General features: G+C 62.2%; 20 protein-coding genes and 1 pseudogene. 13 read left to right on the top strand and 8 right to left on the bottom strand.

The window, feature by feature from the left end:
* Positions 1-43: 43 nt before the first annotated feature.
* The gene (locus tag ACPPVP_RS36225) at positions 44-1,012 is read left to right on the top strand and encodes a Bug family tripartite tricarboxylate transporter substrate binding protein (RefSeq protein ID WP_426528340.1); all 969 of its coding nucleotides are present in this window, start codon (positions 44-46) and stop codon (positions 1,010-1,012) included.
* Positions 1,013-1,073: 61 nt separating this feature from the next.
* Here ACPPVP_RS36225 and ACPPVP_RS36230 read toward each other — a convergent pair whose 3' ends face one another.
* Together ACPPVP_RS36230 and ACPPVP_RS36235 are read right to left on the bottom strand one after the other, a co-directional pair.
* Positions 1,074-2,294 carry a cytochrome P450 gene (locus ACPPVP_RS36230; protein WP_426528341.1) on the bottom strand — a complete coding sequence of 407 codons (1,221 nt, stop codon included), beginning with the start codon at positions 2,292-2,294 and terminating at the stop codon, positions 1,074-1,076.
* Between the two features lie 60 nt (positions 2,295-2,354).
* Positions 2,355-2,564, bottom strand: coding sequence for a ferredoxin (locus tag ACPPVP_RS36235; protein ID WP_057853801.1), 210 nt, complete (start codon positions 2,562-2,564; stop codon positions 2,355-2,357).
* 151 nt (positions 2,565-2,715) lie between these two features.
* On the opposite strand from ACPPVP_RS36235, the gene ACPPVP_RS36240 reads away from it, so the two are divergent.
* From ACPPVP_RS36240 to ACPPVP_RS36250, 3 genes are all read left to right on the top strand, one after another.
* A complete protein-coding gene (locus ACPPVP_RS36240) occupies positions 2,716-3,354 on the top strand; it encodes a TetR/AcrR family transcriptional regulator (protein ID WP_426528342.1) in 639 nt (212 codons plus the stop codon).
* On the top strand, positions 3,351-4,535 hold the full coding sequence (gene nhaA / locus ACPPVP_RS36245; RefSeq protein ID WP_426528343.1) for a Na+/H+ antiporter NhaA: 1,185 nt from the start codon (positions 3,351-3,353) through the stop codon (positions 4,533-4,535). The genes ACPPVP_RS36240 and nhaA overlap by 4 nt, the downstream gene beginning before the upstream one ends.
* A gap of 192 nt (positions 4,536-4,727) precedes the next feature.
* Positions 4,728-5,597: a hypothetical protein gene (locus ACPPVP_RS36250; RefSeq protein ID WP_426528344.1), complete on the top strand. Its 870-nt coding sequence runs from the start codon at positions 4,728-4,730 to the stop codon at positions 5,595-5,597.
* A 4-nt stretch (positions 5,598-5,601) separates the two neighbouring features.
* On the opposite strand, the gene ACPPVP_RS36255 is transcribed toward ACPPVP_RS36250, so the two are convergent.
* From ACPPVP_RS36255 to nirB, 3 genes are read right to left on the bottom strand one after another with little or no spacing between them, the layout of a single operon-like run.
* On the bottom strand, positions 5,602-8,262 hold the full coding sequence (locus tag ACPPVP_RS36255) for a molybdopterin-dependent oxidoreductase (RefSeq protein ID WP_426528345.1): 2,661 nt from the start codon (positions 8,260-8,262) through the stop codon (positions 5,602-5,604).
* A 12-nt stretch (positions 8,263-8,274) separates the two neighbouring features.
* Positions 8,275-8,610 carry a nitrite reductase small subunit NirD gene (gene nirD / locus ACPPVP_RS36260; RefSeq protein WP_426528346.1) on the bottom strand — a complete coding sequence of 112 codons (336 nt, stop codon included), beginning with the start codon at positions 8,608-8,610 and terminating at the stop codon, positions 8,275-8,277.
* Positions 8,607-11,066, bottom strand: coding sequence for a nitrite reductase large subunit NirB (gene nirB / locus ACPPVP_RS36265; RefSeq protein WP_426528347.1), 2,460 nt, complete (start codon positions 11,064-11,066; stop codon positions 8,607-8,609). Before nirB ends, nirD begins: the two co-directional genes overlap by 4 nt.
* A 631-nt stretch (positions 11,067-11,697) precedes the next feature.
* On the opposite strand from nirB, the gene ACPPVP_RS36270 reads away from it, so the two are divergent.
* Both ACPPVP_RS36270 and ACPPVP_RS36275 read left to right on the top strand, forming a co-directional pair.
* Positions 11,698-12,957, top strand: coding sequence for an MFS transporter (locus ACPPVP_RS36270; protein WP_426528348.1), 1,260 nt, complete (start codon positions 11,698-11,700; stop codon positions 12,955-12,957).
* Positions 12,958-12,989: 32 nt separating this feature from the next.
* A complete protein-coding gene (locus ACPPVP_RS36275; RefSeq protein ID WP_426528349.1) occupies positions 12,990-14,702 on the top strand; it encodes a protein kinase domain-containing protein in 1,713 nt (570 codons plus the stop codon).
* A gap of 72 nt (positions 14,703-14,774) precedes the next feature.
* Here the strand turns inward: ACPPVP_RS36275 and ACPPVP_RS36280 are convergent.
* A pseudogene (locus ACPPVP_RS36280) lies at positions 14,775-15,023 on the bottom strand (aldehyde dehydrogenase family protein); the annotation flags it as partial.
* Positions 15,024-15,062: 39 nt separating this feature from the next.
* On the opposite strand from ACPPVP_RS36280, the gene ACPPVP_RS36285 reads away from it, so the two are divergent.
* The 7 genes from ACPPVP_RS36285 to ACPPVP_RS36315 all read left to right on the top strand — a co-directional run bounded on the left by ACPPVP_RS36285 (position 15,063) and on the right by ACPPVP_RS36315 (position 21,673).
* Positions 15,063-15,515 carry an SDR family oxidoreductase gene (locus ACPPVP_RS36285; protein WP_426538235.1) on the top strand — a complete coding sequence of 151 codons (453 nt, stop codon included), beginning with the start codon at positions 15,063-15,065 and terminating at the stop codon, positions 15,513-15,515.
* 30 nt (positions 15,516-15,545) lie between these two features.
* Positions 15,546-15,818, top strand: a complete 273-nt coding sequence (locus tag ACPPVP_RS36290) for a hypothetical protein (protein ID WP_426528350.1) — start codon at positions 15,546-15,548, stop codon at positions 15,816-15,818.
* 192 nt (positions 15,819-16,010) lie between these two features.
* Complete coding sequence (locus ACPPVP_RS36295) at positions 16,011-17,519, top strand: helicase HerA domain-containing protein (protein WP_426538237.1); 1,509 nt, start codon at positions 16,011-16,013, stop codon at positions 17,517-17,519.
* 134 nt (positions 17,520-17,653) lie between these two features.
* Positions 17,654-18,136: a transcription elongation factor GreA gene (gene greA, locus ACPPVP_RS36300; protein ID WP_426528351.1), complete on the top strand. Its 483-nt coding sequence runs from the start codon at positions 17,654-17,656 to the stop codon at positions 18,134-18,136.
* Between the two features lie 202 nt (positions 18,137-18,338).
* The gene (locus tag ACPPVP_RS36305) at positions 18,339-19,310 is read left to right on the top strand and encodes a Bug family tripartite tricarboxylate transporter substrate binding protein (protein WP_426528352.1); all 972 of its coding nucleotides are present in this window, start codon (positions 18,339-18,341) and stop codon (positions 19,308-19,310) included.
* 880 nt (positions 19,311-20,190) lie between these two features.
* The gene (locus ACPPVP_RS36310; protein WP_426528353.1) at positions 20,191-20,712 is read left to right on the top strand and encodes a hypothetical protein; all 522 of its coding nucleotides are present in this window, start codon (positions 20,191-20,193) and stop codon (positions 20,710-20,712) included.
* 181 nt (positions 20,713-20,893) lie between these two features.
* Positions 20,894-21,673, top strand: coding sequence for a helix-turn-helix transcriptional regulator (locus ACPPVP_RS36315; RefSeq protein ID WP_426528354.1), 780 nt, complete (start codon positions 20,894-20,896; stop codon positions 21,671-21,673).
* 32 nt (positions 21,674-21,705) lie between these two features.
* Here the strand turns inward: ACPPVP_RS36315 and ACPPVP_RS36320 are convergent, their stop codons facing one another.
* Together ACPPVP_RS36320 and ACPPVP_RS36325 are read right to left on the bottom strand one after the other, a co-directional pair.
* The gene (locus ACPPVP_RS36320; RefSeq protein WP_426528355.1) at positions 21,706-23,214 is read right to left on the bottom strand and encodes an HlyD family type I secretion periplasmic adaptor subunit; all 1,509 of its coding nucleotides are present in this window, start codon (positions 23,212-23,214) and stop codon (positions 21,706-21,708) included.
* Positions 23,211-24,944 (bottom strand): type I secretion system permease/ATPase, encoded by a 1,734-nt coding sequence (locus tag ACPPVP_RS36325; protein ID WP_426528356.1) that lies wholly within the window; start codon positions 24,942-24,944, stop codon positions 23,211-23,213. Before ACPPVP_RS36325 ends, ACPPVP_RS36320 begins: the two co-directional genes overlap by 4 nt.
* Between the last annotated feature and the right edge of the window lie 81 nt (positions 24,945-25,025).

Here is a 25,025-nt window from a genome sequence, read left to right on the forward strand (position 1 = left end):
GACCAAAACAAAAAAACAAACGGGAAACCCAGGGAGTAGAGTAATGAAGTTACGCGCGATAATGCTTTTGCTGCTGGCGCTTGCGTCGGTGGCATGTCCGGCGCGCGCTGAGGACGCGGCCGACTACCCCTCCAAGAAGATCAAGATGCTGCTGCCATTCGGGGCCGGTGGCGGCGGCGACGTGCTCGGCCGGCTGCTTGCCGACCGGATGGGCAACCGCCTTGGGCAGACCATTTACGTCGAAAACCGCACCGGCGCCGCCGGCACCATCGGCGCGCAGCTGGCAGCAACCTCGCCGCCTGACGGCTACACCATCACGATCGGCGGCATGACCACCCATGTGCTGGCGCCAGCCGTCTATCCGAACCTGCCGTATGATCCGATCAAGGATTTTACCACCATCGGCCGTATCGGAACGTCATCCATCTTGCTCATAGCGACGCAGGATTTTGCCGCCAACGACCTCCGAGGGCTGATCGAGCTGTCAAAGAAGGGCGACCCTATCCAGTATGGAAGCTGGGGCGTCGGCTCGACCGGGCATTTCTGCGGCGAAATCCTCTCCCAGAAGGCGGGCGTCCGCCTGCAGCATGTGCCGTTCAGCAGCGCGGCGAAACTCGCCAACGACCTGATGGGCGGGCACATCTCGGTGGGGCTGGTCGACATGGCGACCGGGACGCCGCTGGTGAAGGATGGCAAGCTGAAGGCGCTTGCGGTCTGTGGCGGAAGATCTCCGAGCCTGCCTGACGTGGCGAGCTACAAGGAGCAAGGCGTCGATTTCGAGCGGAGCCTGTCCTGGGTGATGTATGCGCCCGCCGGTGTTCCTGCTCCCGTTACGCAAAAACTCTCTGGCGCATTGAAAGAGTCGCTAACCGAGCCCGACATCGTCGAGAAGCTGCTGGCACTCGGCATCTCCGCGGATTTCATCGCGGGAGATCAGCAGCGCGACATCAACGCGCGCGACATTGGAGCCTGGAAGAAAGTCGCGAGCGACGCCAAGATCGAGATCAAGTAACAGCGCTAACGCAAAAGGAGGGCCGAGACGATCGGTCCTCCCCGCCTCATTCATCGAATGTTTACTTCGCCTTGCCGAACAGCACAGGCAATTGGCGCGGGCCGCGCACAGTGCCTTCCGACCAGGTGACCTTGCCGGCGGGGTCGAGCCTGAAATCCGGAATCCGCTTCAGCCATTCCTCGATCGCAACGGTCATTTCCATGCGCGCCAAATTGGAGCCGACACAGCGGTGAATGCCAAGGCCGAACGCGGCGTGGCGATTTTCCTTGCGGTCGATCACCACCTTGTCGGCATCAGGGAACATCGCAGGATCGCGGTTGGCCGCCGGGAACGACAGCAGCACCATGTTGCCCGGCTTGACCGGGCAGCCGCTGATGGTCGTCTCCTTCATCACCTCGCGTGCCATCGTCACCGGCGAATAGGCGCGCAGCAACTCCTCGACCGCAAGCGGCATCAGTTCGGGCTCGGCGACAAGGCGCTCGCGATCCGCAGGTACCCGCGCCAGATGCCAGAGCGAGGAGCCGATCGCGCTCCAGGTGGTGTCGATGCCGGCGATCAGCAATAGCCGCAGCGAACCCAGCACGTGCTCATCCGCCAGCGGATTGCCGTCCTTGTCCTTCGCGTTCATCAGCGTCGAGATCAGATCATCGGTCGGATTCTTTTTGCGATGCTCGATATGCCCGGCGAAATAGCCGGTCATCTCTCTCACCGCTTCCATCAGCGCGTTCTCGTCCTTGATGCCGAGTTCGAGGATGCCGTGAATCCATTTGATGAAAAGATCGCCGTCCGTCTCGGGGATTCCGAGCATATGCGCGATGGCGCGGACCGGCACATGCTTGGTGTAGCGCGCGGCGGCGTCGCATTTGCCGTCGGCGATGAACTCGTCGATCAGCTCGTTGCAGATAGCGCGCACCCGCGGTTCGAGTTTTTTCATCGCGTCCGGCGTGAACGGCGGCAACAGCAACTGCTTGGCCGGCTTGTGGTCCGGCGGATCGGAGGTGATTGGCGGCGCTCTGGCGCCGATCTCCGGCCGGACGTCGCGCACGATGACGCGGCGAGAGGAAAAATGCTCGGTGTCGTAGGCGATTTCCTTCACCGCCTGGTAAGTGGTCGGCATGTAGCAGCCGAGGAATCGCTCGGTGTGAATGACGGGCGAGGCCGCGCGCAATTTTTCCCAGATCGGAAACGGGTTTTCCGTCCAGGTTGGATCGGTGTGGTCGAAATCGTTGACCCAGTCGGTGACCGGCGGATGTTCGGGCATGATGCTGGCGGAATCGGACATTGGAGCAATTCCTCTGCTTGGTTCGTTCAGATCTAGGGAATTATTCGATCTCGCGATCGGCTATTCCTCGGTCACCTCGATCGCGATCTCAGGGCAGTTGCTCTGGGCGAGCCAGGCCTTGTCTTCCAGGCCCGCGGGCACAGAACCGTCGCCGACTTCATGCGCGTTGCCGAACTCGTCGAGGTCGAACAGTTCGGGCGCCAGTGATTTGCAGCGCGCGTGGCCCTGACATTTGTCCTGGTCGACGCGGATTTTCAGCTTTCCGGCCATCGCAGCGTTTCCCTTTTGTGTGGCGCGCATTGTCTCGCGCGGCCTTCCGGCGCAACGGCGCGGACCCGCCGGAACACCGCGAAGTTATATCGTATTACATTCGCGACGCCGTTGTGCTGTCAAGTCAAAAGTTATAGAGCATGACATTGAAATGCCACCTCGTCCCGCACGCAAAGCGCTCAACGCCTATCACCATGGGGATCTCCGAGATGCCCTGGTGCAGGCCGCATTGCATGAAGTCGAACTGGGCGGCCCGGAAGCGATCAGCATCAGCGCGCTTGCCAAGATACTCGGCGTTTCGCAGCCGGCCCCCTACAAGCATTTTGCCGATCGCGAGACGCTGCTGACGGCGGTGACGGCCGAGGCGTTCCGCCAGTTCAGCGCGATGATGCGCACGGCGATCGAAAAACCGTCGAAGCAGTCGAAGCTGTCGCGCTTCGCGCAGCTCACGCTTGATTTCGGCCTGCGCCGCAACGGCATCTATCGCCTGATGTTTGCGTCGCGAACCATGGCATGCGCGCCGAAAGGCAGCGAGTTGCACAGCGCTGCCATGGAAACCTTCGAACTCCTGGTGGAAGCACTGGAGGTCCCCGCCGTGGGGCTGTTGCGCGAGCGTAGCGCCCTGAAGGTCTGGGCTTCGCTGCATGGCGTGGTCATGCTCGCCGAACAGGGATTGCTCACCGGCCAGGTCGCCCATGTCAGCGTGGAAGAACTGGTCGAGGACATCGTCGAGGAAACGAAACTCGCGCTGTCGGTGGCGATCGAGTCGGCCGGCAAGGCGGGCCGGTGACGGCAACGGCTCCGGCATCCGACGGTCCTGACAATCAGGGCCTCTATGGCGGCATGGTTCTCGGTATTGCGGCCGTCGCAGCGCTCGCCGTTGCGAACTCACCGTTCGGACCGGACTACGAGGCGCTGTTGCGGACGACCGGCGAAGTCCGGATCGGATCGATCGGACTGAGCAAGACCATCGACCACTGGATCAATGACGGCTTGATGGCGGTGTTCTTTCTGCTGGTCGGACTCGAGATCAAGCGCGAGGCGATCGAGGGCGCGCTAGCGAGCCCAAAGAAGGCGGCATTGCCCGTGATCGCCGCGTTCGGCGGCTTTGTCACGCCGGCCGCGATCTTCGCCGCAGTGAATTGGAGCGACGCCCACGCGCTGCGCGGTTGGGCCATACCGGCAGCCACCGACATCGCCTTTGCGCTCGGCGTCTGCGCCATGCTGGGACGCAAGGTGCCGGCCTCGCTGAAAACCTTTCTGCTGGCGCTTGCGATCATCGACGACCTGATGGCCATCATCGTGATCGCCATCTTTTATACCGCCGACCTTTCGGTCCTGGCGCTGGCACTCGGTGGCCTCGGCGTCGCCGCGCTCGCGGTTCTCAACCTGCTCGATGTGCGCAGGCCGTCGTTCTATCTCATCGCCGGGCTATTCACCTGGGTCTGCGTGCTCAAATCCGGCGTGCATGCGACACTCGCCGGCGTCGCTGTCGGTCTCGCGATGCCACTGTCCAGACGCGACGGGCACAGCCTGCTGGAAGATGCCGAACACGCGCTCAGGCCGTGGGTGATTTTCGCCATTGTGCCGATCTTCGCCTTCGCGAATGCGGGCGTATCGCTCCACGGATTGACCTTGTCAAAGCTGGCGGAGCCGCTAACGCTTGGCATTATCGCGGGACTTTTCGTCGGCAAACAGATCGGAGTCTTTGTCGCATCGCTGCTTGCGATCAGGCTGGGCCTCGCTGCGATGCCGGAAGGAACGACCACCACAAAGCTCTATGCCATGGCCATCCTGACCGGCATCGGCTTCACCATGAGCCTCTTCATCGGCACGCTGGCGTTCGACGACGAGGCGGTGCTGAAGCAGGTCCGGCTCGGTGTCCTCGCGGCTTCGCTGCTGTCGGGCGTCGTCGCCGCGCTGCTTTTTGCGATCCTCGGCCGATCGAACGATGTTCCGGCGTCGCGATAGGGAAGCGTGCGGCGAACGGCGATGAAGCCGCGACGCAAACGCGCCACACTCGCGAATGGATCGAGCCCCTTGCGGCGACTGGTTCTTGTATTCGTCGTCGGCAGATGTTCATCTCGGCCACCCAAGAGACGTCCTAGATTGAGCACGCGTTTTACCAGGACTCCCACGCCACGCCGTCCGCAGCTCGGACCAGTGCGAAGCGCAGCTCTCGGCGTGCTGCTGTCATTCTGCCTTTCCGGCGCAGCGCTTGGAAAGGACGAGGACGACGGTGAGGAGGATGCGGCCAAGGCGAAACCGCCGCTACCGAACATCTACCTCGATTTGCGAACGATCTATTCGACACTGCCTGCCGGGTCGCTCTCGATCGGATTCAGCGCGCCGCCGCTGTTGTCGACGCTGACGAACCTTTCCACGCTGCGAACTTCGCCGTCCAGCCAAAGCCTCTCGATCGACCTGCCCTTGACCGTCGATGTCAACGACCAGCTCTCGGTCTATGGCGGCGTCAGCGGAGCCACCTCGCAGACGGGTAGAGATCCCTGGACGACGTTCTCGATCTACGCCTTTACCGTTGGATTCCAGGCCGACATCTATCAGCAGAACGGCGGAATGTTTCCGACCATCACCATTCAATCCAACGCGACGCGATCGATTTCGGACGCGCCGCTGGCCACGACGTCCTACAACACCATCCTCGAAGCCGATTACGCGTTGAACACGGATGAAACGCGCGGGCTGCTCGCGGGGATGCAGTACGCGAGAGTCTTCGTCGACACCCCGCTCGCCCGCGTCAGCCCCGACGTCATGGGCTATGTCGGCGGCTATTATCAGTCGGACAACAATTGGAAGCTCACCGGCCGCTTCGGCGTTCAATCCTTTGGTGGCGCGCAGCTTCTGAACCTGACGCCGTTTCCCGCCTTCACGCAGCCGATCGTGCGCTTCGACCTCGACCGCATGGACGACGACGACAACCGGCTGTTCGGCATTACGGCGCAGATCGCCTGGACGCCGAAGCCGTCCTATCAGCTAACGCTGCGAACGCCGCTCTACGCGATCAAGAATTAGCCGCTCATGCAGGCTGCGAATCCCGCACGGCCGCGCCGCGCAGCAGCTTGCCGATCTCCGGCTTGCAGGCGCCGCAATTGGTGCCGGCCTTCAGGCGTCGGCCGACGTCGTCGACGCTCGCCGCGCCCTTCTTGATTTCAGCCGAGATCTGGTGCTGCCCGACGCCGAAGCACGAGCAGACGATCGGCCCGACATCCTGGCTGGCATCCAGCGGTTGGCCGGTCAGCAGCGACATCCGCGCATTCGGCGACAACGCCTGCTCAGCGAACAGCCCTGACAGCCACGACCGCGAGACCAGCTTGTGATCGGGGGCGATGAACACACAACCTTCCAGCCGGCCGTCGCGAACGGCCGCGTAACGGAAACGGCCGGCCTTCGGATCGCGATAGGCGATCCATTCGATGTCGTCATATCCGGCGCGAAGCTGCGCCCGCGCCCAATCGCGCCAGCTCGTCGGCCGTTCGTCGCCGGCGAGCTCCATCCGCCAGCAGACCCCTGAAAGGCCGCCGACCCAGTAGCCACCTTTGGGACGTTCGATCTCCTGGCGGCTGAGAATGAACGCATGCCATTTCGGCAAGTAAGCTGCCGCCTTGACCGGCGTGTGCTTGGACTCCGGCTGCCCGGAGATCGGATCGGTCGCTGGATTGACCAGCGCGTTGACCCGGCCGTCGCCGGCATACTCGCCGTTCCAGTGCATCGGCACGAACACGCAGCCGCGCCGCTGTTCGGCCGTGACGACAACGCGCGCCACCATCTCACCCCACGGACTGCTCAGCCGCGCGAGCCCGCCATTCTCGACGCCGGTCATGCGCGCATCGTCGGGATGGAATTCGGCATAAGGCTCGAAAATATGCGCCAGCAGCCGCGCCGATTTTCCCGTGCGCGTCATGGTGTGCCATTGATCGCGGACCCGGCCGGTGTTGAGCACCAGCGGATGGTCCCGGCTGGTCGGGTTCACCGCGGCACGCGGCGTCACGGGCACGAAACGCGCCTTGCGATCGGCGGTGAAGAATTTTGCGGTTTCGAACATCCGCGGCGTGCCGGTCGGATATTCGCGCGTCACCGGCCACTGGATCGGGGTAAGCGCGTCGTAGGCGCGATCGTCGAGCGTATTCAGGGCGGACAGATCGAAATCGCGCGTCCCTTCATTCTCGAAACTGGAGAGTCGGGCGTGCTCGCGGAAGATCGCGGCAGCGTTCGGATAGTCGAACCCCGAAAAACCCATACGCTGCGCGACGTCGCAGACGGTCTGCCAATCGGCCCTGGCTGCGCCCGGCGCCGGCAAAAATCGCCGCTGCCGGGAGATGCGGCGTTCGGAGTTGGTGACGGTGCCGTCCTTCTCGCCCCAGGTCAGCGCCGGCAGCAATACATGGGCATGACGCGTGGTGTCGGTATGCCGCATGCAATCGGAGACCACGACGAGCTCGCATGCATCGAGCGCGCGGCGCGCGCGATCGGCATCCGGCAGGCTAACCAGCGGATTGGTCGACATGATCCAGACCGCCTTGATGCGCCGGTCGGCGATCGCGTCGAACATATCGACGGCCTTGAGACCCTGCCTGTCCGCGATGACAGGCGACTGCCAGAAGCGCTGGACAATGTCGCGGTGTTGCGGATTCTCGATCTCCATATGGGCGGCCAATTGATTGGCCAGCCCGCCGACTTCCCGGCCACCCATCGCGTTGGGTTGTCCGGTCAGCGAGAACGGCCCCATGCCGGGCCGCCCGATACGCCCGGTCAACAAGTGACAGTTGATGATCGCATTGACCTTGTCGACACCGCTGCTCGACTGGTTGACGCCCTGCGAATAGAGCGTGACGACCCGCTCGGTTCTGGCGAACCAGTCGAACAACAATGCCACCGCGCCCTCGGCCAGGCCGCAGATCTCGGCCGTCTGTGCCACTGTCTGGCCGGCGACCTGTTGCAGCGCGGCTTCGGCGCCGGTGGTGGATCCATCCACGAACGCGCCGTCGATGGCATTGGAGGACGCAAGGTGCGCGAGCAACCCGTTGAACAGCACCGAATCGCTGCCCGAACGAAGCGGCAGGTGCAGATCGGCGCCGTCACATGTCGCGGTCCGCCGCGGATCGATGACGACGATGCGGCACGCCGGGTTGTTTGCCTTGGCGGCCACCATGCGCTGGTAAAGGATCGGATGGCACCAGGCGGCATTGGAGCCGACCAGGACCAGCAGATCGGCGGTTTCGAGATCCTCATAGCAGCCCGGAACGGTGTCGCTGCCGAACGCACGCTTGTGACCGGCCACGCTCGAGGCCATGCACAGCCGGGAATTGGTGTCGATGTTGGCGGTGCCGATGAAGCCCTTGGCGAGCTTGTTGATGACGTAATAGTCCTCGGTCAGAATCTGGCCGGAGACATAGAAGGCCACCGAATCCGGCCCGTGCTCGCGGACTACTCTGCCAAAACCCTCCGCGACATGATCGAGCGCCGCATCCCAGGTCGCTTCCTGCCCGTTGACCACAGGCGCGAGCAGCCGCCCCTCGAGGCCGATGGTCTCGGCCAGCGCCGAGCCTTTCGCGCACAGCCGCCCGAAATTGGCCGGATGCAGCGGATCGCCGCGGACGGTTACCGCGCCCGTGGCATCCCTGTCAGCGATGACACCGCAGCCGACGCCGCAATACGGACAGCTTGTCTTCACTGGCACGGGCGATCACCCTCACTCGGCGGGCACGGCCACCGCCGTCTGGATGCAAAGCCAGACGGTGTTGTTCTCCACCTTGGTCGGATGCGCGCGCGTGCATCCCTCGTCAGGCGCGACCGCCGTGCCGCTTTTGAGCTCGATGACGAAATTGTGCAGCGGACAAGTGACGCGCTTGTTGTGGACGATGCCTTGCGACAACGGTCCGCCCTTGTGCGGACAGCGATCGTCGAGTGCGAACACTTCGTCATCGGCGGTTCGAAACACTGCGATGTCTCCGGACGACGTCCGCACGACGCGCGAGCCAAGCACGGGAATATCATTAAGCGTCCCGATTTCAATCCAGTTGCTCATGCGAGCTCCAGCTCCGCAAGCGGGGTGAATTCGTTGCGATCGACACCGCGTTTGGCACGCGCCGCCCAGGGATCGCTCTGCGAGAATTGCTGCGAATGGGCGAAGCGGACGAACAGCGCCTTGCGGTTGGCGACATCATCGACCACCTGCTTGCGAATGGCGTCGAGACCGACCCGATCGCACCACTTGTACATGCGCTCCAGATACCAGCCCTGCTCGCGATAGAGCTGTGTCAGCGCGGCGATGACTTCGAGCGTCTCTTCCTCGGTCGCGACCTTGCCCAGGAACTCGGTTCCCTTGATGTGAAGACCGGCAGCGCCGGCGAAATGAATCTCGAACCCGGAATCGACGCAGATCACGCCGACGTCCTTGCAGGTCGCTTCCGCGCAGTTGCGCGGGCAACCGGACACCGCAAGTTTCACCTTGGCCGGCGTCCACGAGCCCCACATGAACTTTTCGATCTTGATGCCAAGGCCGGTCGAATCCTGCGTACCGAAACGGCACCATTCCGAACCGACGCAGGTCTTCACCGTGCGCAATCCCTTGGCATAGGCGTGACCGGATACCATGCCCGCATCGTTCAGGTCCGCCCAGACCGCCGGCAAATCCTCCTTCTTCACGCCGAGAAGATCGATGCGCTGCCCGCCGGTCACCTTGACGGTCGGAATCTTGAACTTGTCTGCGACATCGGCGATGGCGCGCAATTCATCGGGCGTCGTGACGCCACCCCACATCCGCGGCACGACCGAATACGTACCGTCCTTCTGGATATTGGCGTGGACGCGTTCGTTGATGTAGCGCGACTGCTGATCATCGCGATATTCGCCGGGCCAGGTGGCGAGCAGGTAATAGTTCAGGGCGGGTCGGCACGAGTGACACCCGTTCGGCGTCTTCCAGTCCATGAACCTCATGACGTCCGGGATGGTTTTCAAACCGTTCTCGATGATGACGCGGCGCGCGTCGTCATGGCTGTGATCGGTGCACGCGCACATCGGCTTGACCTTCGGCGCCGCCGAGTAGTCGCCGCCGAGCGTGAAGGCGAGCACCTGCTCGACCAGCCCGGTACAGGAGCCGCAGGACGACGACGCCTTGGTGTGGGCGCGCACGTCGTCGATCGTGAACAGTTTCTTTTCGCTGATCGCCTTGACGATCGTGCCCTTGCAGACGCCGTTGCATCCGCAGATTTCCGCATCGTCACCCATGGCGGCGACCGAATTCTTGCCGCTATGGCCGCCATCGCCGAGATTGGCGGCGCCGAACACCAGCCGCTCGCGCATTTGCGAAACGTCGGTGCCGTCGCGCAGATGCTGGAAATACCAGGGGCCGTCGATGGTGTCGCCATAAAGCACGGCGCCGATGATTTTCTTGTCGCGCAGGATGATCCGCTTGTAGACGCCGCGGGAAGCGTCCTGCATGACGATCTCTTCCTTGTCCGCGCCCGGCGCGAAGTCGCCGGCGGAGAACAGGTCGATGCCCGTCACTTTCAGTTTGGTCGAAACGACCGACCCGTCATAGGTCGCAAAGCCCTTCATGGCGAGGTGGTTGGCGCAAACCTTGGCCTGGTCGAACAGGGGAGCGACGAGGCCATAGGTCTGACGGCGATGCTGCACGCATTCGCCGACCGCATAAATTCGTCCGTCGTAGGTCTGCATGGTATCGGAGACGACGATGCCGCGCTCGCAATGCAGGCCCGCCTTGCGGGCCAGTTCGAAATTCGGGCGGATGCCGACCGCCATGACGACCAGATCGGCAGGGAGTTCCTCGCCGTCAGCGAAGCGCACGCCGGTGACGCGGTCCTCGCCGAGGATCGCCTGCGTCTGCGCGGGCATCTTGAACACCATGCCGCGCTCTTCCAGCGACTTGCGCAGCAATCCACCCGCGACCTGATCGAGCTGACGCTCCATCAGCGTGTCGAGCAGATGCACGACGGTGACGTTCATGCCGCGCTTCATCAGTCCGTTGGCGGCTTCGAGGCCGAGCAGGCCACCGCCGATCACGACAGCGTTCTTGTAGCTGGTCGAAGCATGAACCATGCGCTCGACGTCCTGAATGTCGCGAAAGCCGATCACGCCCGGCAGGTCCTTGCCCGGAAGCGGCAGCATGATCGGGTTCGAGCCGGTCGCGATCAGCAGGCGATCGTAAGGCACCCGCGCGCCATCGGCGGTAACGACTTCGCAGGTACGGCGATCGATCATCTCGATCATTTCGCCCTTGCGCAGCGTGATGCCGTTATCCTCGTACCACTGCTCCGTGTTGAGCATGATGTCATTGACGGTCTTCTCGCCTGCGAGCACGGGCGACAGCAGAATTCGGTTGTAGTTGCCATATGGTTCGGAACCGAAGACGGTGATGTCATAGAGATCGGGCGCACGGTCCAGCAACACTTCCACCGTGCGGATGCCGGCCATGCCGTTGCCGATCACCACCAACTTTTGCTTGTTTATTTTCTCGAGCATGCTCTGCCTTCTAATCCAGGTTCCGATGGTCCGACGCGGCGACGCAGCTCTGCATCGTCGGTTGGCAAGAAGTCGTGATGATTGGGGAGCGCCCATCGGCGGGCAGAGGATCGTCGACTATGACGATCGAGATTTCGAGTATTCAAGAGACGTGCCAACGCCGGACCCGCAACTTTCCGGGCGCAACGCGCGACTTCAGCCGATGAAGCGTCAACTGGCTGCCCAAAAAATCAGCCCCTCGGGCTAGGCATTGTGCACAACACGAATACTTAACCACGACCTGGTGTCGATTTGCCCCCGGAAACGGCACGACACGGATAAGCGGCTTTTCAGGCGCGCTTTTCCGCAGATACCCGACACCGCATAATAAAACACCATGCTGCACGTTCGCGCGGCTGCTTTTGCCACCAAACGGAGCAACAGCCGCATTCGCGGCGGGGTTCGCCACGCGCCGCAAGGCACTGCAAAGACTTGCAAAGTGGCGCGCTTGTTTCATCTGGCACACGAATTGCTGACGTTGGGACCAGAGTGCGCCTCAACGACGAGACGACTCGCTTCCCAAAATTCCATCCCTTTGTGCCGAGATCACCGTGCTTGTGCGGTGTCGCGCACCGATGTTCGAGGCTGCTCGATGAAGTTTGCTGAATTCAAGAAGGCAGGGCACTGGCCCACGCTGCTCGCCGCCTTCCTCTATTTCGACATAAGCTTCATGGCTTGGGTCGCGCTCGGTCCGTTGATCGTCTACATCGTGCGCGACATGAGCCTTGCCGTCGACGAGAAGTTCACGCTTGTCGCGATCCCGGTTCTGGCCGGCGCATTGCTGCGGGTACCGATGGGTCTTCTCGCCGACCTGTTCGGCGCCAAACGAACCGGAATTATCGCGCAACTCGTCGTCATCGCCGCAACTGCTTGGGTTTGCTACTTCGGCCTCCCGACCAAGCTGTCGGTGGAGATCTTCGGTCTCGCGCTCGGCATCGGCGGCGCCTCGTTCGCGGTGGCGCTGCCGCAGGCGAGCCGCTGGTATCCGCCGCAATATCAGGGCGTGGTGATGGGGATCGCCGGCGCCGGCAATATGGGTGTCGTGCTCGACACGATGTTTGCACCGACGATCGCCGAGCATTGGGGCTGGCAAGCCGTGTTCGGCGTGCTGCTGGTTCCGATGTTGCTGATCCTCGCCTACTACGCCTACGCCGCCAAGGATGCGCCCGGAGAGCGGAAAGCGATCTCGCTGAAGGCTTACGGTACACTGCTGCGCGATCCCGACAGCCGATGGTTCATGTTCTTCTACTTCATCACGTTCGGCGGCTTTGTCGGACTGGCCAACGCGCTCCCATTGTATTTCTCCGTGCAGTATCACGTGTCAGGCGTCGCGGCGGGCCTGCTGGTTTCCCTGATCGTCGCTTTCGGTTCGGGCTTCCGCCCGGTCGGCGGCCTGCTCGCTGACCGCATCGGCGGCATCCGCTCACTGTCGATGTTCTTTGGCGTCGTCGTCGCGGCCTATCTCGTCATCGCTTTCATGCCGGAGGGGCCGGCCGCGCCGGCGCCCGCGGGTTGGTCGCTCACCGAGATGCCGCGGATCGCCTGGATATCGGTGCTGCTGTTCTCGATCGGCGTGCTCGCGCTCGGCATGGGCAATGGCGCGGTGTTTCAGCTCATTCCACTTCGCTTCCGCCAGGAGATCGGCCTGATGACCGGCATGGTCGGCTGCGCCGGCGGCATCGGCGGCTTCTTCCTTGCCAAGGCGCTCGGCATCGCCAAGGGAATGACCGGCGGGTTTGGTGCGGGCTTCGTGTTTTTCGGCCTGCTGGCGTTGCTTGGTTTCCTCGGACTTGCCATGGTCAAGGTGCGCTGGCGCACCACATGGGGCGCCGCATCCGGAGCGCGGGTCTGACGACGCGCGCTGCTAACTGACAGGCCGAGCGGGTGACGATCGGTTCGCAACGAAATCTCGGGGTTCGCGTCGGCTTCGTCAGCGAGACCGGCAAGCGGTCCGCCAATGAGGATTACGTCGGGACCTGCCTTGGCCGGTCCGGTGTCAGCAACCGCGACATCGTCGCCGCGGTCGCCGACGGCGTCGGCGGACACAAGGGCGGTCGCGAAGCCGCCGAACTCGCGGTTCGATGCTTCATTGACGCCTATTATTCCCTCCCCGAAACGCTCGGCGTGCGCCGCCGGGCCGCGCGCTCGCTGGAAGCCGCCAATAGCTGGATCTACACACAAGGCCGCATTGATCCCCTGCTCAGCGGCATGAGCTGCGCCTTTTCGTCGATCATCCTGTCGCAGCGGCAGTGCCACATCATTCACATCGGCGACACCCGCGCCTATCGCCTGAGCGAGGGGCGCCTGGAGCGGCTGACCACCGACCACATCGCCGGACGCGGTGATCTCGCGCATCTGCTCAACCGCGCCATCGGCTTCGAGGATTTTGCGCGCTTCGATTACGCGACCGTCGGGCTGCGCCAGCATGACAGGCTGCTGATTTGCAGCGACGGCGTTCATGGCGTGCTGGCCGATCACCGGCTGCAGGTGCTGTTGAGCGAGCGCGCCTCGCCGGAAGAATCTGCCCGCGCTCTGGTCGATGCAGCGATGGATGCCGGCTCCAGCGACAACATGACCGCGCTGGTGCTCGACGTCGTCGACCTCCCGCCCGCCGACCGCGTCGAGCTCACTCACTCGATCGCGACGCTTCCGATTCTGGATCTGCCCGAAACCGGCGACGTCATCGACGATTTCACGCTCGGCGATGTATTGTCGGACGGACGCTACAGCCGGCTGTTCAAGGCGATCGACAAGCGGCAGGGCCGCGAGCTCGTGCTGAAGTTTCCGCATCCGCGCGTCGCCAGCGAGGGCTCCTATCGCCTCGCCTTCGTCCGCGAGGCGTGGGTCGCGGCGCGCGTGCGAAGCCTGTGGATCGGAGAAACCATCGAACTACCGGCTGAACGGCAGACCCGCCTCTATTCGGTGATGCCGCTTTACGAAGGCGAGACGCTGGAACAGCGACTGAATCGTTCGCCGCAACTTTCGCTCGCCGAAGGCATCGGGATTGCGACCAAGCTGGCGCGCGCGGTTGCGACCTTGCACCGGGCCGGCATCATCCATCGCGACATCAAACCCGATAACGTGATTTTGCTGAAGGCCGGCGGATTGCGGCTGGTCGACCTCGGCGTCGCGCGCGTACCGCTGCTGGAGGATTTTCCGGCGGAGGATATTCCGGGCACCGCGAGCTATATGGCACCGGAGCTCTTTGGCGGACGCACCGGCGACGAGTTTTCCGATCTCTATGCGCTCGGCGTCACCGTGTACCGGACATTCACTGCCGCCTACCCTTATGGCGAGATCGAGCCGTTCTCGCGGCCCCGCTTCGGCAAGCCCGCTTCCCTCTCCCGCTATCGCCCCGACCTGCCGGCGTGGCTGGACGCCGTGATCGGCAAGGCGCTCAACGTCGATCCGGCGCAACGCTGCGGCGATGTCATCGAGTTCTCACATGAACTCGAGAATGGCGCGATGTGGGCGAAGCCCGCCGTCGCCGCACGGCGCTCGCTCTACGAACGCGATCCGCTCGTCTTCTGGAAGAGCCTGTCGGCAGGACTGATCGTGCTCGTCATCCTGCTTCTGGCATGGTCGGTACGACATTAGCCCGACACTCCGGTAGAGCGTCGGGCTATGTCACGTCAGCGAAGCAAAGTGTGTGTTGGCTTCGCGATCTGCTCACACCCCGGTCTGGGTGATGAACTTGGTGTTGAAATAGCCGTCCATCGCCTCGGTGCCGCCCTCCGAGCCATAGCCGGAATCCTTGACGCCGCCGAACGGCACTTCAGGCAAAGCCAGACCAAAACTGTTGATCGAGACCATGCCGGCTTCGATGGCCGCGCCGATCGCGGTCGCCGTCTTGGTCGAGCTGGTAAAGGCGTAGGACGCCAGACCAAACGGCAACCGATTGGCTTCCTCGGCTACCTCGGTTCAGTCGCGGCCTTCAAGGGCCGTACCAACGGCTCGATCTACGCGGTCGCTAAAGCGGGTATGACGCATTACACCCGCTGCCTCGCAGACCAACTCAGATCCTACGAAATCACCGTCAACTGCATCGCGCCCGTCGACACCCGCACCGGCCGCTTCATGGGCACGCGCGCGGTGGACCAGGAACGAATGGTGGAAACTGGCACGCTCGACCGTATCGCCACCGTCGACGAAGTCGCACGCGTCGTCGAAGTGTTCGCAGGACCGCTCGGTGCATTCGTTTCGGGCCAGGTGCTTCGCGTCGATGGCGGGGGGACAGTGCTGGGCGGCGTGAGGCGGATGCCGGTTTGCCAGCCACAAACCCTTCTGGGATTTCGACATTGCTTGATCGGACTGGATTGGACGCCCGCATCCTGGGCGGCGCAAGCCAGGCGTCAGCCGCATCGGCGTTGCTTCCAGAACGGTAAAGGTTGCTGCAAACTGCATATGTAACGCGGCGATTCGTAGATGTCTTGAGGGCCCATGAACGAGACTTTGATATCCGCCTGCACGATGTTTCTCGTTCCGGCAACGCTTTTGTTTGGCGCTCTGGGTGTCGCGAACTCGTCCTTTCTCAAGATGCTGGTCTGCTTGCTTGGCGTAGCCACGACAGGAATATGGCTTTACCGGATCTGGTGGTGGACAAACCTGTCCTTGATTGATCGCAGAACGGCACTTGGTCTCGCGGGCATGTTTGCGTGCGGATGGCTGGTGACATTCCTGGTACAATTAAAGAATGTGTCCTCGTCGCGCTGACTTGCTCCGTCCTGCTGAAAATCTTGTCAGTTAGCCGTGTGACTCCATCTACCCATACAAGCCACACCTGCCGATTGCCTGTGAACGACCGCTTTGCGCCGTGGAGAACACGGCGTGGTCAGCCATGGGCGCTCGACGGGCTGCGATCAGGTTGTTAAGCCCGCCTCCGCCAAGGGGACTTTGAGTCGAGCCATGACCGTTGCAATCGAGATGGGACACACGACGGCAGGCGCCCCGGCTAACCTGGACCTCGAGGAACTGCTGGCGACCCGCCTGCTGGTGCAGGGCAATTCGGGTTCCGGCAAATCCCATTTGCTGCGCCGGCTGCTGGAACAGAGTGCGCCCTGGGTGCAGCAGACCATCATCGACCCCGAAGGCGACTTCGTGGCGCTTGCCGAGCGATTCGGCCACCTGCTGATCGATGCCGAGGAGCATACCGAGCGGGGCCTGCAGGTCGCCGGCGAGCGCGCACGCATCCATCGCGTCTCCACGGTGCTCAATCTCGAAGGGCTCGACGCCGAGAACCAGATGCGGCGCGCCGCCGCCTTCCTCGGCGGGCTTTTCGACGTCGCCCGCGACCACTGGTACCCGATGCTGGTGGTGGTGGATGAGGCGCAGCTGTTTGCGCCGGCCGTCGCCGGCGAGGTTTCGGACGAGGCGCGCAAACTCTCGCTCGGCGCGATGACGAACCTGATGTGCCGCGGCCGCAAACGCGGGCTTGCGGGGATCATCGCCACCCAGCGACTGGCGAAGCTCGCCAAGAACGTCGCGGCCGAGGCGTCCAATTTCCTCATGGGCCGAACCTTTCTGGATATCGACATGGCGCGCGCCGCCGACCTTCTGGGCATGGAGCGGCGGCAGGCCGAGGCATTCCGGGATCTGGAGCGCGGGCAATTCATGGCGCTGGGACCGGCGCTCTCCCGCCGTCCGCTGGGGCTGCGCATTGGCCCAACGGACACCACGCCGCGCAACGCGACCCCGCGCCTGATGCCGATGCCGGAAGCGACAGCGGACGCACGCGCCATCATCCTGGCAGCGCCGCCGCCCGGAAATAACCGGCCGCAGCGCCGGTCGTCACCAGACCTCCTCGAGCAGCTCATGGCGGCAAAAACCGCGGCGCTGGAAATCCGTTCCGAGGCGGTGGAACAACGGCTCAGCGCCGATGAACTGGCGGAGCGGCGCGAGCGCGTGGACCGTATTCTTCGCGCCGTCATGGCGGAGCCCGACGCAGGCTTCCGCGCCATCGGCGTCCTCTATCAGGAGTTCGTGGTCCGTTGCCGAATAGAAGGCCTCGGTTCGGACGTGCCGGACCTTGCTGACTTCCGTCGCATGCTGACGCGCGCCCGCGCCGGGCTCGGCTCCGATATGGCAGAGGATGACGGGTGGCAGGATGTCTCGGTCCGCGCCTCGCTCCTGCCGGAAGATATGCAGGGCGTCTTCATGATGATTGCCCGCGCCGCGAAGGAAGGCTGGCCCTGCCCGGGCGATGCCGCGATTGCGCGCGCCTATGGCTCACATTCGTTGCGCCGTGCGCGGCGCCTGCTGACGTATATCGAGGAGCAGGGCCTCATCGTTTGCCAGCTTGACGGTGCCGGCCGGCGGATCGTGACGCTCGTCGAACTGGCCTGGGCGACGGCGCCGGGCGACCCCAATGCCGAGGAACTGCCGACGGAACAAGCCTTCACAAACGAAGTAACTTGATAATAGCGCCCGTCTCGCTCCGCGGTGTATGATTCGCAGAAGTGACTGAGCGTTGCGCCACGGTTCCTTTGACTGCGTCCGCGGTCTTGTCGCCGACCGCTTTTGGCATATCTCGCTTAAGAGGAGTTTTGAGCTTGAGCGTTGCCTTCACCAAGGAAGACAGTGCCGAAACGGCGTCGGAGACGTTGCTTCCCGACCGCCCGGTGTCACCTCATCCGAACCTCGTTACGGTAGCGGGATTAAAGGCCCTGGAATTTCAGCTCCAGCAGGCCCGCGAGGCGTACGAGACCGCGCAGAAGATCGAAGATGTGAATGAACGCCGCCGTCAAACAGCAACCCCCTTGCGCGATGCGCGCTACTTTGCGGCGAGAGTTCGGACGGCTCAGGTCATCCCCAATCCGACGTCAACCGAGACGGTCGCCTTTGGCAGCACTGTGACCTTCAGGCGCGACGATGGGCGCGTGCAGAAATATCATATCGTGGGAGAAGACGAAGCGGACCCCAAGGCCGGTTCCATTTCCTTCGTGTCCCCGGTGGCAAGGTCTCTGATGGGAAAAGCTGTTGGGGATGTCGTCGGTACATCCGGTCAAGAGCTTGAGATCGTCGCGATCTCGTAGCCCCCCGCACAAGACGCAACCGATCGCGCGGGGTTCGCTCTTTCACCCGCTGCACAGAGATTTTTAATGACGACAAAACAGGTCATGCTCGCTCGACATCATCGTTGACGGTTGACTGATCTGCCGCCTTCTTGCGACACTTTCGGAAAAGCCAATCCTGCTGGTCCGCCATGCAGGGTTCAATCAACGATCGGAGGGGACGATGGGAAGCGCTTCAAAGGTATTGATCGCAATCCTGCTCGCATGTCAGTGGACCGGCGTCACGAGTGGTTACGCCGCGAGCGTGTACCCCGAACGTGCGATCCGTCTCGTCGTTGGTTTCCCTGCCGGCGGCAGTTCCGATGCAATCGCGCGCATCGTGCAGCCGAATGTTGAAAAGCAATTAGGGCAGGCGCTCGTGATCGAAAATCGCCCCGGTGCGGGCGGAGCGATCGCGATCGGCATGGTCGCAAAGGCGCCACCAGACGGCTACCTGATCGGGCTGGGTGGAGCCGCGGGGCTGGGCGTTAGCCTCGGTGTCCAGGAGACCGCAGCCTATGACCCGATCAAGGACCTCGCGCCGGTTACCGGCCTCGCGTCGGTGCCTTTCATTCTCGCAGCCTCAAATGCGCTGCGGGGGAAAACGCTTCGCGAGATCATCACCATGGCAAGCCAGCCAAACAACCTTACGATCGGTCACGGTGGTAACGGTACGCTGATGCACCTGACATCCGAGATGTTCAATCAGATGGCCGGTACCAGGATCGAGCTGGTGCCCTATCGCGGCATGGCCCCGGTAGTTACCGATCTGGTCGGCGGGCATATGACGCTCGGCGTGATCGATCCTCCATCGGCGATGTCTGCGATCGAAGGCGGTCTCATTGCGCCCATCGCCGTCTCTTCGGCCACTCGATATCAACGCCTCCCGGACGTTCCAACATTTGCCGAACAAGGCGTTCCGGGTTTTGAAGCGACCGGTTGGTTCGGCATCGTTGCGCCTGCCGCAACGCCGGACGATGTGATCGCAAAACTCAACGCGGCCTTTGTCACCGCACTGAAGGATCCGGCAATCGTTGAACGGATCCGTGCGCTGGGATCGGACCCCCTGCCTATGTCGCCCCAGGAGTTTTCACGATTCATCGAGAGCGAGGCGCGGAAATGGGAAGCGGTTGCTGCAAAGGCGGGAAAAAAATAGACTTCGTTTCGCTCGCGCTTCGCCAGTTGGCCGTCAATGTGAGACTTGGAAGGCCGCCGACTCGGCATCATCGCGGCGATGGAACGGCCAGTGATGGGGATCGCCGGTGGCTCACTGCGACGAGCGACGGACGCTCGTCCGTACCTTCAGGCCATAGGGATCCAGGCAGAATGAGTGGTGGTAGCGAGAGAGCGCTACCGCTTTTCCCCACACGACGCAAACCTACGATATTTTCTCCGATCGCCCGCCTAAACTCAGAAACTTGTCGGATGGTAGGTTCGAATCGGGTTCGCCACGCGGCGGACCTAATCTACGGTGAAGCCGACATTAATAACGTGACCGCGCGGGAGCGCGACCAAGTTCCCTCAAGCAAGCCTGGACCTGAGATATGGCGCAAGCACCCTCCCCAGAGCGAAGCCAGAAAGCTACGAGAGGATTGCCCTCGTAGGCAAAAGCGTCACCCGCTTCGACCTCCCTTGCCCACCAAACTGGGTCGGATGCCGCGCGCGCCGCCGCGAATTGGGCGGCGAGTAGCGCGTCATAGACCTTCAGCTCCAGCGTTCTCCTTTAGGAAGCATACTTGCGAAATCCGCTTACGATGCGGGCGGATTTCCGATACGAAGCAAACGCGCTGACGCTTGTTTCGGTTGTCAGCATAACAAGAGCTTGCCGCGAAGGACGGGCGCTTAAGCAGCAGTTAATACTTTTGCGCAAATGATAGACAACCAGCGCAACAACATTAGATCGCCGCAAGAAGTGCGAGCGGAACTCAGGCCCCTTATGAGGGATTAGCATGAGAACGCTTCTCATTGGTGCTCTAGCTGCGACCCTGGTTGGCTGTAGCTACCCTTCACTGCCGCAAGCGAGCATGGACGCGTGCATGGATGCGACTGGGCTCGGTCGTATCAACATGACCGCAGCCAGCCGGCCGGTTGAACCGGCGCCAGCGTCATCCAAGACCAGTTCCGAGACAACAAAAGGAAAGCCCGCTGTCGCGGCGAAGACGGAACAACGGTCGACTGCCCACGTCCGCGACAGGCCCCAACTCGCTGAGAAAAAAGCGAAGTCCACCATGACCGAAGCGAAAGTTGAGGCTCCGGCATCTGGTCGGCCCGCTGAGACGTCCGATCCGGTCATTATCAAGGCGAAGACCACGATTGCCGCGAAGTTGGAGGACCCGGCGTCCGCCGAGTTCGGTGAGATGAAACGTGCCACCCGCAAAAACACGCTCGGAAAATCCGTCGACACCATTTGCGGCCGTGTCAAAGGAAGGAAAGCGTCGGGTGAAGACACCGGAGACCGGCCGTTTTTATATCTCGTGACGGAAGATGAAGCATACGTCGTCGATGGTCCCGCGAATTCGGCGGCGGCGAGCGCGTATCGCAATATTTGCAGCAGCTAGATCTGTTGCGACGGACCAGAAGGTCCCCTGATGACGTTCCTGCGAACGAACTTGAAAACCGAAAGCACGTCGCGATCAGCAGCAATTCGCTGCAGAGTGTGTGGGGCAGACTTTGCTCCATGGAAAATGGAAATCAAAACTGGCGGAGTGACTCAAGCCCTTCTCTGAATTCGGGGACATCATGGACGATTTTTCTAATCCTGCGGAACTAGCCCTCGTATCACAAAACTCGCCGGTGATCGTGATCATCGAGCAACATGTCCTGGCGCGTACGTGCATCCTCAATATCCTCGAGAGAGAACTCACTGGATTCGAGATCGTCGAGATGGCGACGACGAATAGCCTGAACTGGTTATCCGGCAGAGATATCCGCTTGATTGCGCTGAGTATCGGGGACAGTCAGATGACTGACCCTTCGATCGAGGAAAGCCTCGCCCTACTCGCAGAATCCTGCCCGAAAGCGTCGGTTGCCGTGTTGTCAAATCGCGACGACGATGCGACGGCTTCAGCTGCGATGCAACGGGGAGTGCGCGGTTTTTTCCCGATATCGATCCCGGTCGAAGTCGCTATTGCCGGATTGCGCTTGGTTCTTGCCGGTGGGGTCTACCGACCGTTAGCGATCGTTGGGCAAAATGGAGCGTCGAGCCTCAAGGCGATATCGGAATGCCCCGACGCGCCCGAGCTATTCGGAGCTAACGAGGGTAACGGCGCCACCAGGATTATGCCGGAGAAGGCGATGGTCGACCTTACGCCACGCGAACAGCATGTGCTCGAGGCGCTGCAGCTGGGCCTTCCCAACAAGTTGATTGCCGTCAGGCTCAACCTTTCGGAAAACACCGTAAAAATGCATATTCAGCGTATCATGCGAAAATGTTCCGCGCATAACCGCACCGAGGCGGTCATTCGCTGGAGCCGGCGAGCCAACGGTCATGCGCAGCCCTCACGCGTGCGATCATCTTGAGAGCTGCCTGAGCTAGCAGTTCTGCTCGCAGTTCAATCCTCGCGGAACGCGCTGTGGAAGCTGTCGAGCAGAGGCCTGAGGGCGTAGAGCGCCACGGTGCCGCGACCCGTCTTGATGAACGCCTGGGCCGGCATTCCCGGAATGATCTGGACACCAGCGAACCCGGCGCCGGCCGGATCCTGCACTCGAATCTTCGTTGCGTAGTAGGGTTGATCGGTTCGCTTGTCGACCAGACGGTCGGCAGACACGTGCATCACAGTCCCATGGAGCGGTGGCACGCGGCGCTGATTGTAGGGCAGGAGATTCACTTCGGCGCTCAGTCCGGGACGGACCACATCGATGTCTTCGGGCCTGACGCGCGCAATCACGATGAGCCGATCCTGCCGGGGAACCAGATCCATGAGAGGTGCGCCGGCGCCAATGACGCCGCCTGGCGTGTGGACCTTAAGGTCGGTTACCACGCCGTCCTCGGGTGCCTGGATCGCCGTTCGCGAGAGTTGGTCGTCGGCCGCCCGCAGTCGTTCCCATATCTGAAAGATCTGGTTCTGCACCTCGCGCAGCGACTGCGCGATCTCGTTTTGACGGTCGTTCTCGAGCTTGAGAAGAGTTGCCTGCGATTCGTTGATAACCTGCCCGGCGCGCGATATCTGCGCGACAATCTCACCCCGCCGCCCCTCGATGTCAGCCATTTCCCGCTCGAGGTTCAGAAGCCGCGGACGCCGCTCAAGTCCCTTGTTAACAAGCATAGCGACGGTCGCCGCTTCTTCGCGGACGATTTCGATGCGCCTTGAGGCCGCGCTTTCCTGCGCCCTGAGGCCCTCGATCTCTTTTTCCACCTGCGACCTCTTTTCGCGGTTTACGGCCGCTTGCGACTGAAAGACCTGCCGGCGCGTTTCGAAGATGGCTTGCTGGCCCGCAAGGACATCGGCGACAGAGGCACTCGCCATCTGCGCCATCTCCAGCCTGGCCGGAAACGATACTCGCTCTTCTCCGCGCTGTTCCGCCTGCAGCCGAGCTTCGCGTGCCGTCGCTTCCCACAACTGGCCTTGCAGGCTCTGGGCTTCGGCACGGGCCTTGGTGTCCACCAACGAGATCAGTGTTTGTCCGGCGCGGACAGCGTCGCCGTCCGCGACCAGAATTTCCCTGATGATGCCACCCTCAAGGTGCTGAATCGTCTTGCGGCTCGACTCGGATTCGACGGTGCCGATCGCAATCGCGGCACTCTCGAGCGGGGCATAGGTTGACCAGGTACCGAGACCAACGACGAAGCCGCAAACCAGCAGATTTCCTGTCCAGGTGACGCCGCGAAGTCGATCGCGGAGCGCCGGCGGCGCCGATCGCAACCACCGTGGGACCTCCCAAATCTCGACGTGAGTGAATGCAATTTCCAGACGGGCCCATCTCCTTCGGTCAAAGAGACGGTGAAAATGTCTGATGCAGATCCAGGTGACACCGCGAGGCAGGTCGGAGAGCACCAGCGCCGCCGATCTCAACCACCGTCGAGCCTTTCGAATGTTGATGTGAGCGACTGAAATTTTCATGAGACAGGCTCGCGCGAAGCAACCTGGGGGCGTGACAAACACCTTTCGAAAATTTCCCTGCTCTCACCGAATGCGCTGACCGCACCGCCCTGCATGATGGCAAGTTTGTCCGTTGCGCCGAGGATCCCTATCCGGTGGGTGATGATGATGACAATTGTATTGGCCGCCTTCATCCGTTCAATGGCGTCGAAGAGCATGCGCTCGCCGAGACTGTCCAGGCTGGAGTTCGGCTCGTCGAGGACCACGAGGTGCGGATCGCCGAAGAACGCCCGTGCAAGGCCGAGGCGCTGGCGAAACCCACGTGGGAGATTGGCCCCTGCGACGTTGACCACCGTATCGTACGCCTGCGGCAGCCGAGTGATCGTTTCGTGAAGGCCGGCCAGCTTTGCTGCTTCAATCACCTTCTGCAAATCGGCGTCGTTCAACCGTGCAATGATGTCCTTTACCGTTTCTCCGAAGAGATCGATATCCTGCGGCAGATATCCAAGGCGCCGGCCGCCACCCAAATCGCGCACGGCCAAAACGTCGATGCCGCCGAGCAGGACCGAACCCACCATCGGAGCGGAGATTCCAGTGATGATTTTGCCGAGCGTCGATTTGCCGGAGCCGGAGGGACCAATGATGCCAAGGCATTCACCGGGCGCGAGACTGAACGACACATCTCTCAGCATCAAATGGTTCGATCCCGGCAACACGGCGCCAACATTGTTGACGATGAGGTTGCCCTTCCGGTCCGGGAAGGCCTTGATGCTCTTGACCGGGGTGGCAGCGGACATGATGTCGTTGAGTCGGCGGTAGGCGGCCAGGACCATCGCGAAAGCCTTCCAGCCTGCAATCGCCCCTTCAATGGGCGCGAGCGCGCGTCCGAACAGCATGCTGGTAGCAAAGATGATGGCGGGACTTCTGCTTTGTTCCAGGACGAGCCAGGCGGCAGTGCCCATGATCAGGACCTGCGCCAGCGCCCGTGCGGGTTTGGAGATCAGCATGATGGTCTCGTGGCGGCGTTGCACCACGGCTTGCTCACTTCTCGCATCCTGCGCAGCTTGGCCAATGAAGCGCGCAGCGCCGTCGAGCATTCCCATGGCCCTGATCACGTGGAGGTTTCCGGCGGCCATGGCGAACCATCCCTGACTCCTCGTCAGTGCTGCAGCCGACCGCGCCTGCGGGCCTTCCGTGAGCCTGTCTCCGGCAAGCCCGAGACCAAGCAGGAGAAGCGCGGTGAGCGCGCCTATCACTCCCAGCAACGGATGCACAAGGAAGAGAACGCCGAGAAAGAGCGGCGTCCAAAGCGCGTCAAACAGCGTCGAGCTGGCTCCTGACTGAGCGAACTGACGCAGGGTCGTGAGATCGCGATATGCTTCCGATGACCGCGCCCGATCGGCTTCGTGGGCGTATTTGAGGCATGCGGAGAGCATTGCCGGATGGAGCTCTTCTTCAAGCCATTCGCCCATCCGCCCCAATGCAGCGCGGCGCAGGGCATCAAGCACTCCGCCAACCACGACGGTAAACGCAACAATCAGTGTCAGCATCAGGAGCGTATCGCCGCTGCGGCTCGACAGCACGCGATCATAGATCTGAAGCAGATAGATGGATGGCGCGAGAAGAAGGAGATTATAGCTGCAGCTATACGCGAAAACGAGTCCGAGTGACCCCGCGCAGGCCCGCAAGGCCGCCTTCAACGGCGTCTGCGGTGATGAGATCGTTTGGAGCCGGAGCGGTGGCATCAGCATTGCGGTCCCCGCCAGAGATCTGAAGTCCGACCTTTCCCACCCCGTTGTTCGCCGACTTCGCGGCGAAGTGAGAACCGGCAG

The sequence above is a fragment of the Bradyrhizobium sp. McL0615 genome, from assembly GCF_049993905.1.
Classification (GTDB): Bacteria; Pseudomonadota; Alphaproteobacteria; order Rhizobiales; family Xanthobacteraceae; genus Bradyrhizobium.

What these genes read in the sequence shown, in the direction of transcription:
- ACPPVP_RS36310 (WP_426528353.1), top strand. Translation starts at nt 20,191, where the DNA reads ATGGATGCGACTGGGCTCGGTCGTATCAACATGACCGCAGCCAGCCGG.
- ACPPVP_RS36325 (WP_426528356.1), bottom strand. Translation starts at nt 24,944, where the DNA reads ATGCTGATGCCACCGCTCCGGCTCCAAACGATCTCATCACCGCAGACG.
- ACPPVP_RS36290 (WP_426528350.1), top strand. Translation starts at nt 15,546, where the DNA reads ATGAACGAGACTTTGATATCCGCCTGCACGATGTTTCTCGTTCCGGCA.
- ACPPVP_RS36235 (WP_057853801.1), bottom strand. Translation starts at nt 2,564, where the DNA reads ATGGCCGGAAAGCTGAAAATCCGCGTCGACCAGGACAAATGTCAGGGC.
- nirD (WP_426528346.1), bottom strand. Translation starts at nt 8,610, where the DNA reads ATGAGCAACTGGATTGAAATCGGGACGCTTAATGATATTCCCGTGCTT.
- ACPPVP_RS36230 (WP_426528341.1), bottom strand. Translation starts at nt 2,294, where the DNA reads ATGTCCGATTCCGCCAGCATCATGCCCGAACATCCGCCGGTCACCGAC.
- ACPPVP_RS36295 (WP_426538237.1), top strand. Translation starts at nt 16,011, where the DNA reads ATGACCGTTGCAATCGAGATGGGACACACGACGGCAGGCGCCCCGGCT.
- ACPPVP_RS36270 (WP_426528348.1), top strand. Translation starts at nt 11,698, where the DNA reads ATGAAGTTTGCTGAATTCAAGAAGGCAGGGCACTGGCCCACGCTGCTC.
- ACPPVP_RS36305 (WP_426528352.1), top strand. Translation starts at nt 18,339, where the DNA reads ATGGGAAGCGCTTCAAAGGTATTGATCGCAATCCTGCTCGCATGTCAG.
- ACPPVP_RS36225 (WP_426528340.1), top strand. Translation starts at nt 44, where the DNA reads ATGAAGTTACGCGCGATAATGCTTTTGCTGCTGGCGCTTGCGTCGGTG.
- ACPPVP_RS36320 (WP_426528355.1), bottom strand. Translation starts at nt 23,214, where the DNA reads ATGAAAATTTCAGTCGCTCACATCAACATTCGAAAGGCTCGACGGTGG.
- nirB (WP_426528347.1), bottom strand. Translation starts at nt 11,066, where the DNA reads ATGCTCGAGAAAATAAACAAGCAAAAGTTGGTGGTGATCGGCAACGGC.
- ACPPVP_RS36315 (WP_426528354.1), top strand. Translation starts at nt 20,894, where the DNA reads ATGGACGATTTTTCTAATCCTGCGGAACTAGCCCTCGTATCACAAAAC.
- ACPPVP_RS36240 (WP_426528342.1), top strand. Translation starts at nt 2,716, where the DNA reads ATGCCACCTCGTCCCGCACGCAAAGCGCTCAACGCCTATCACCATGGG.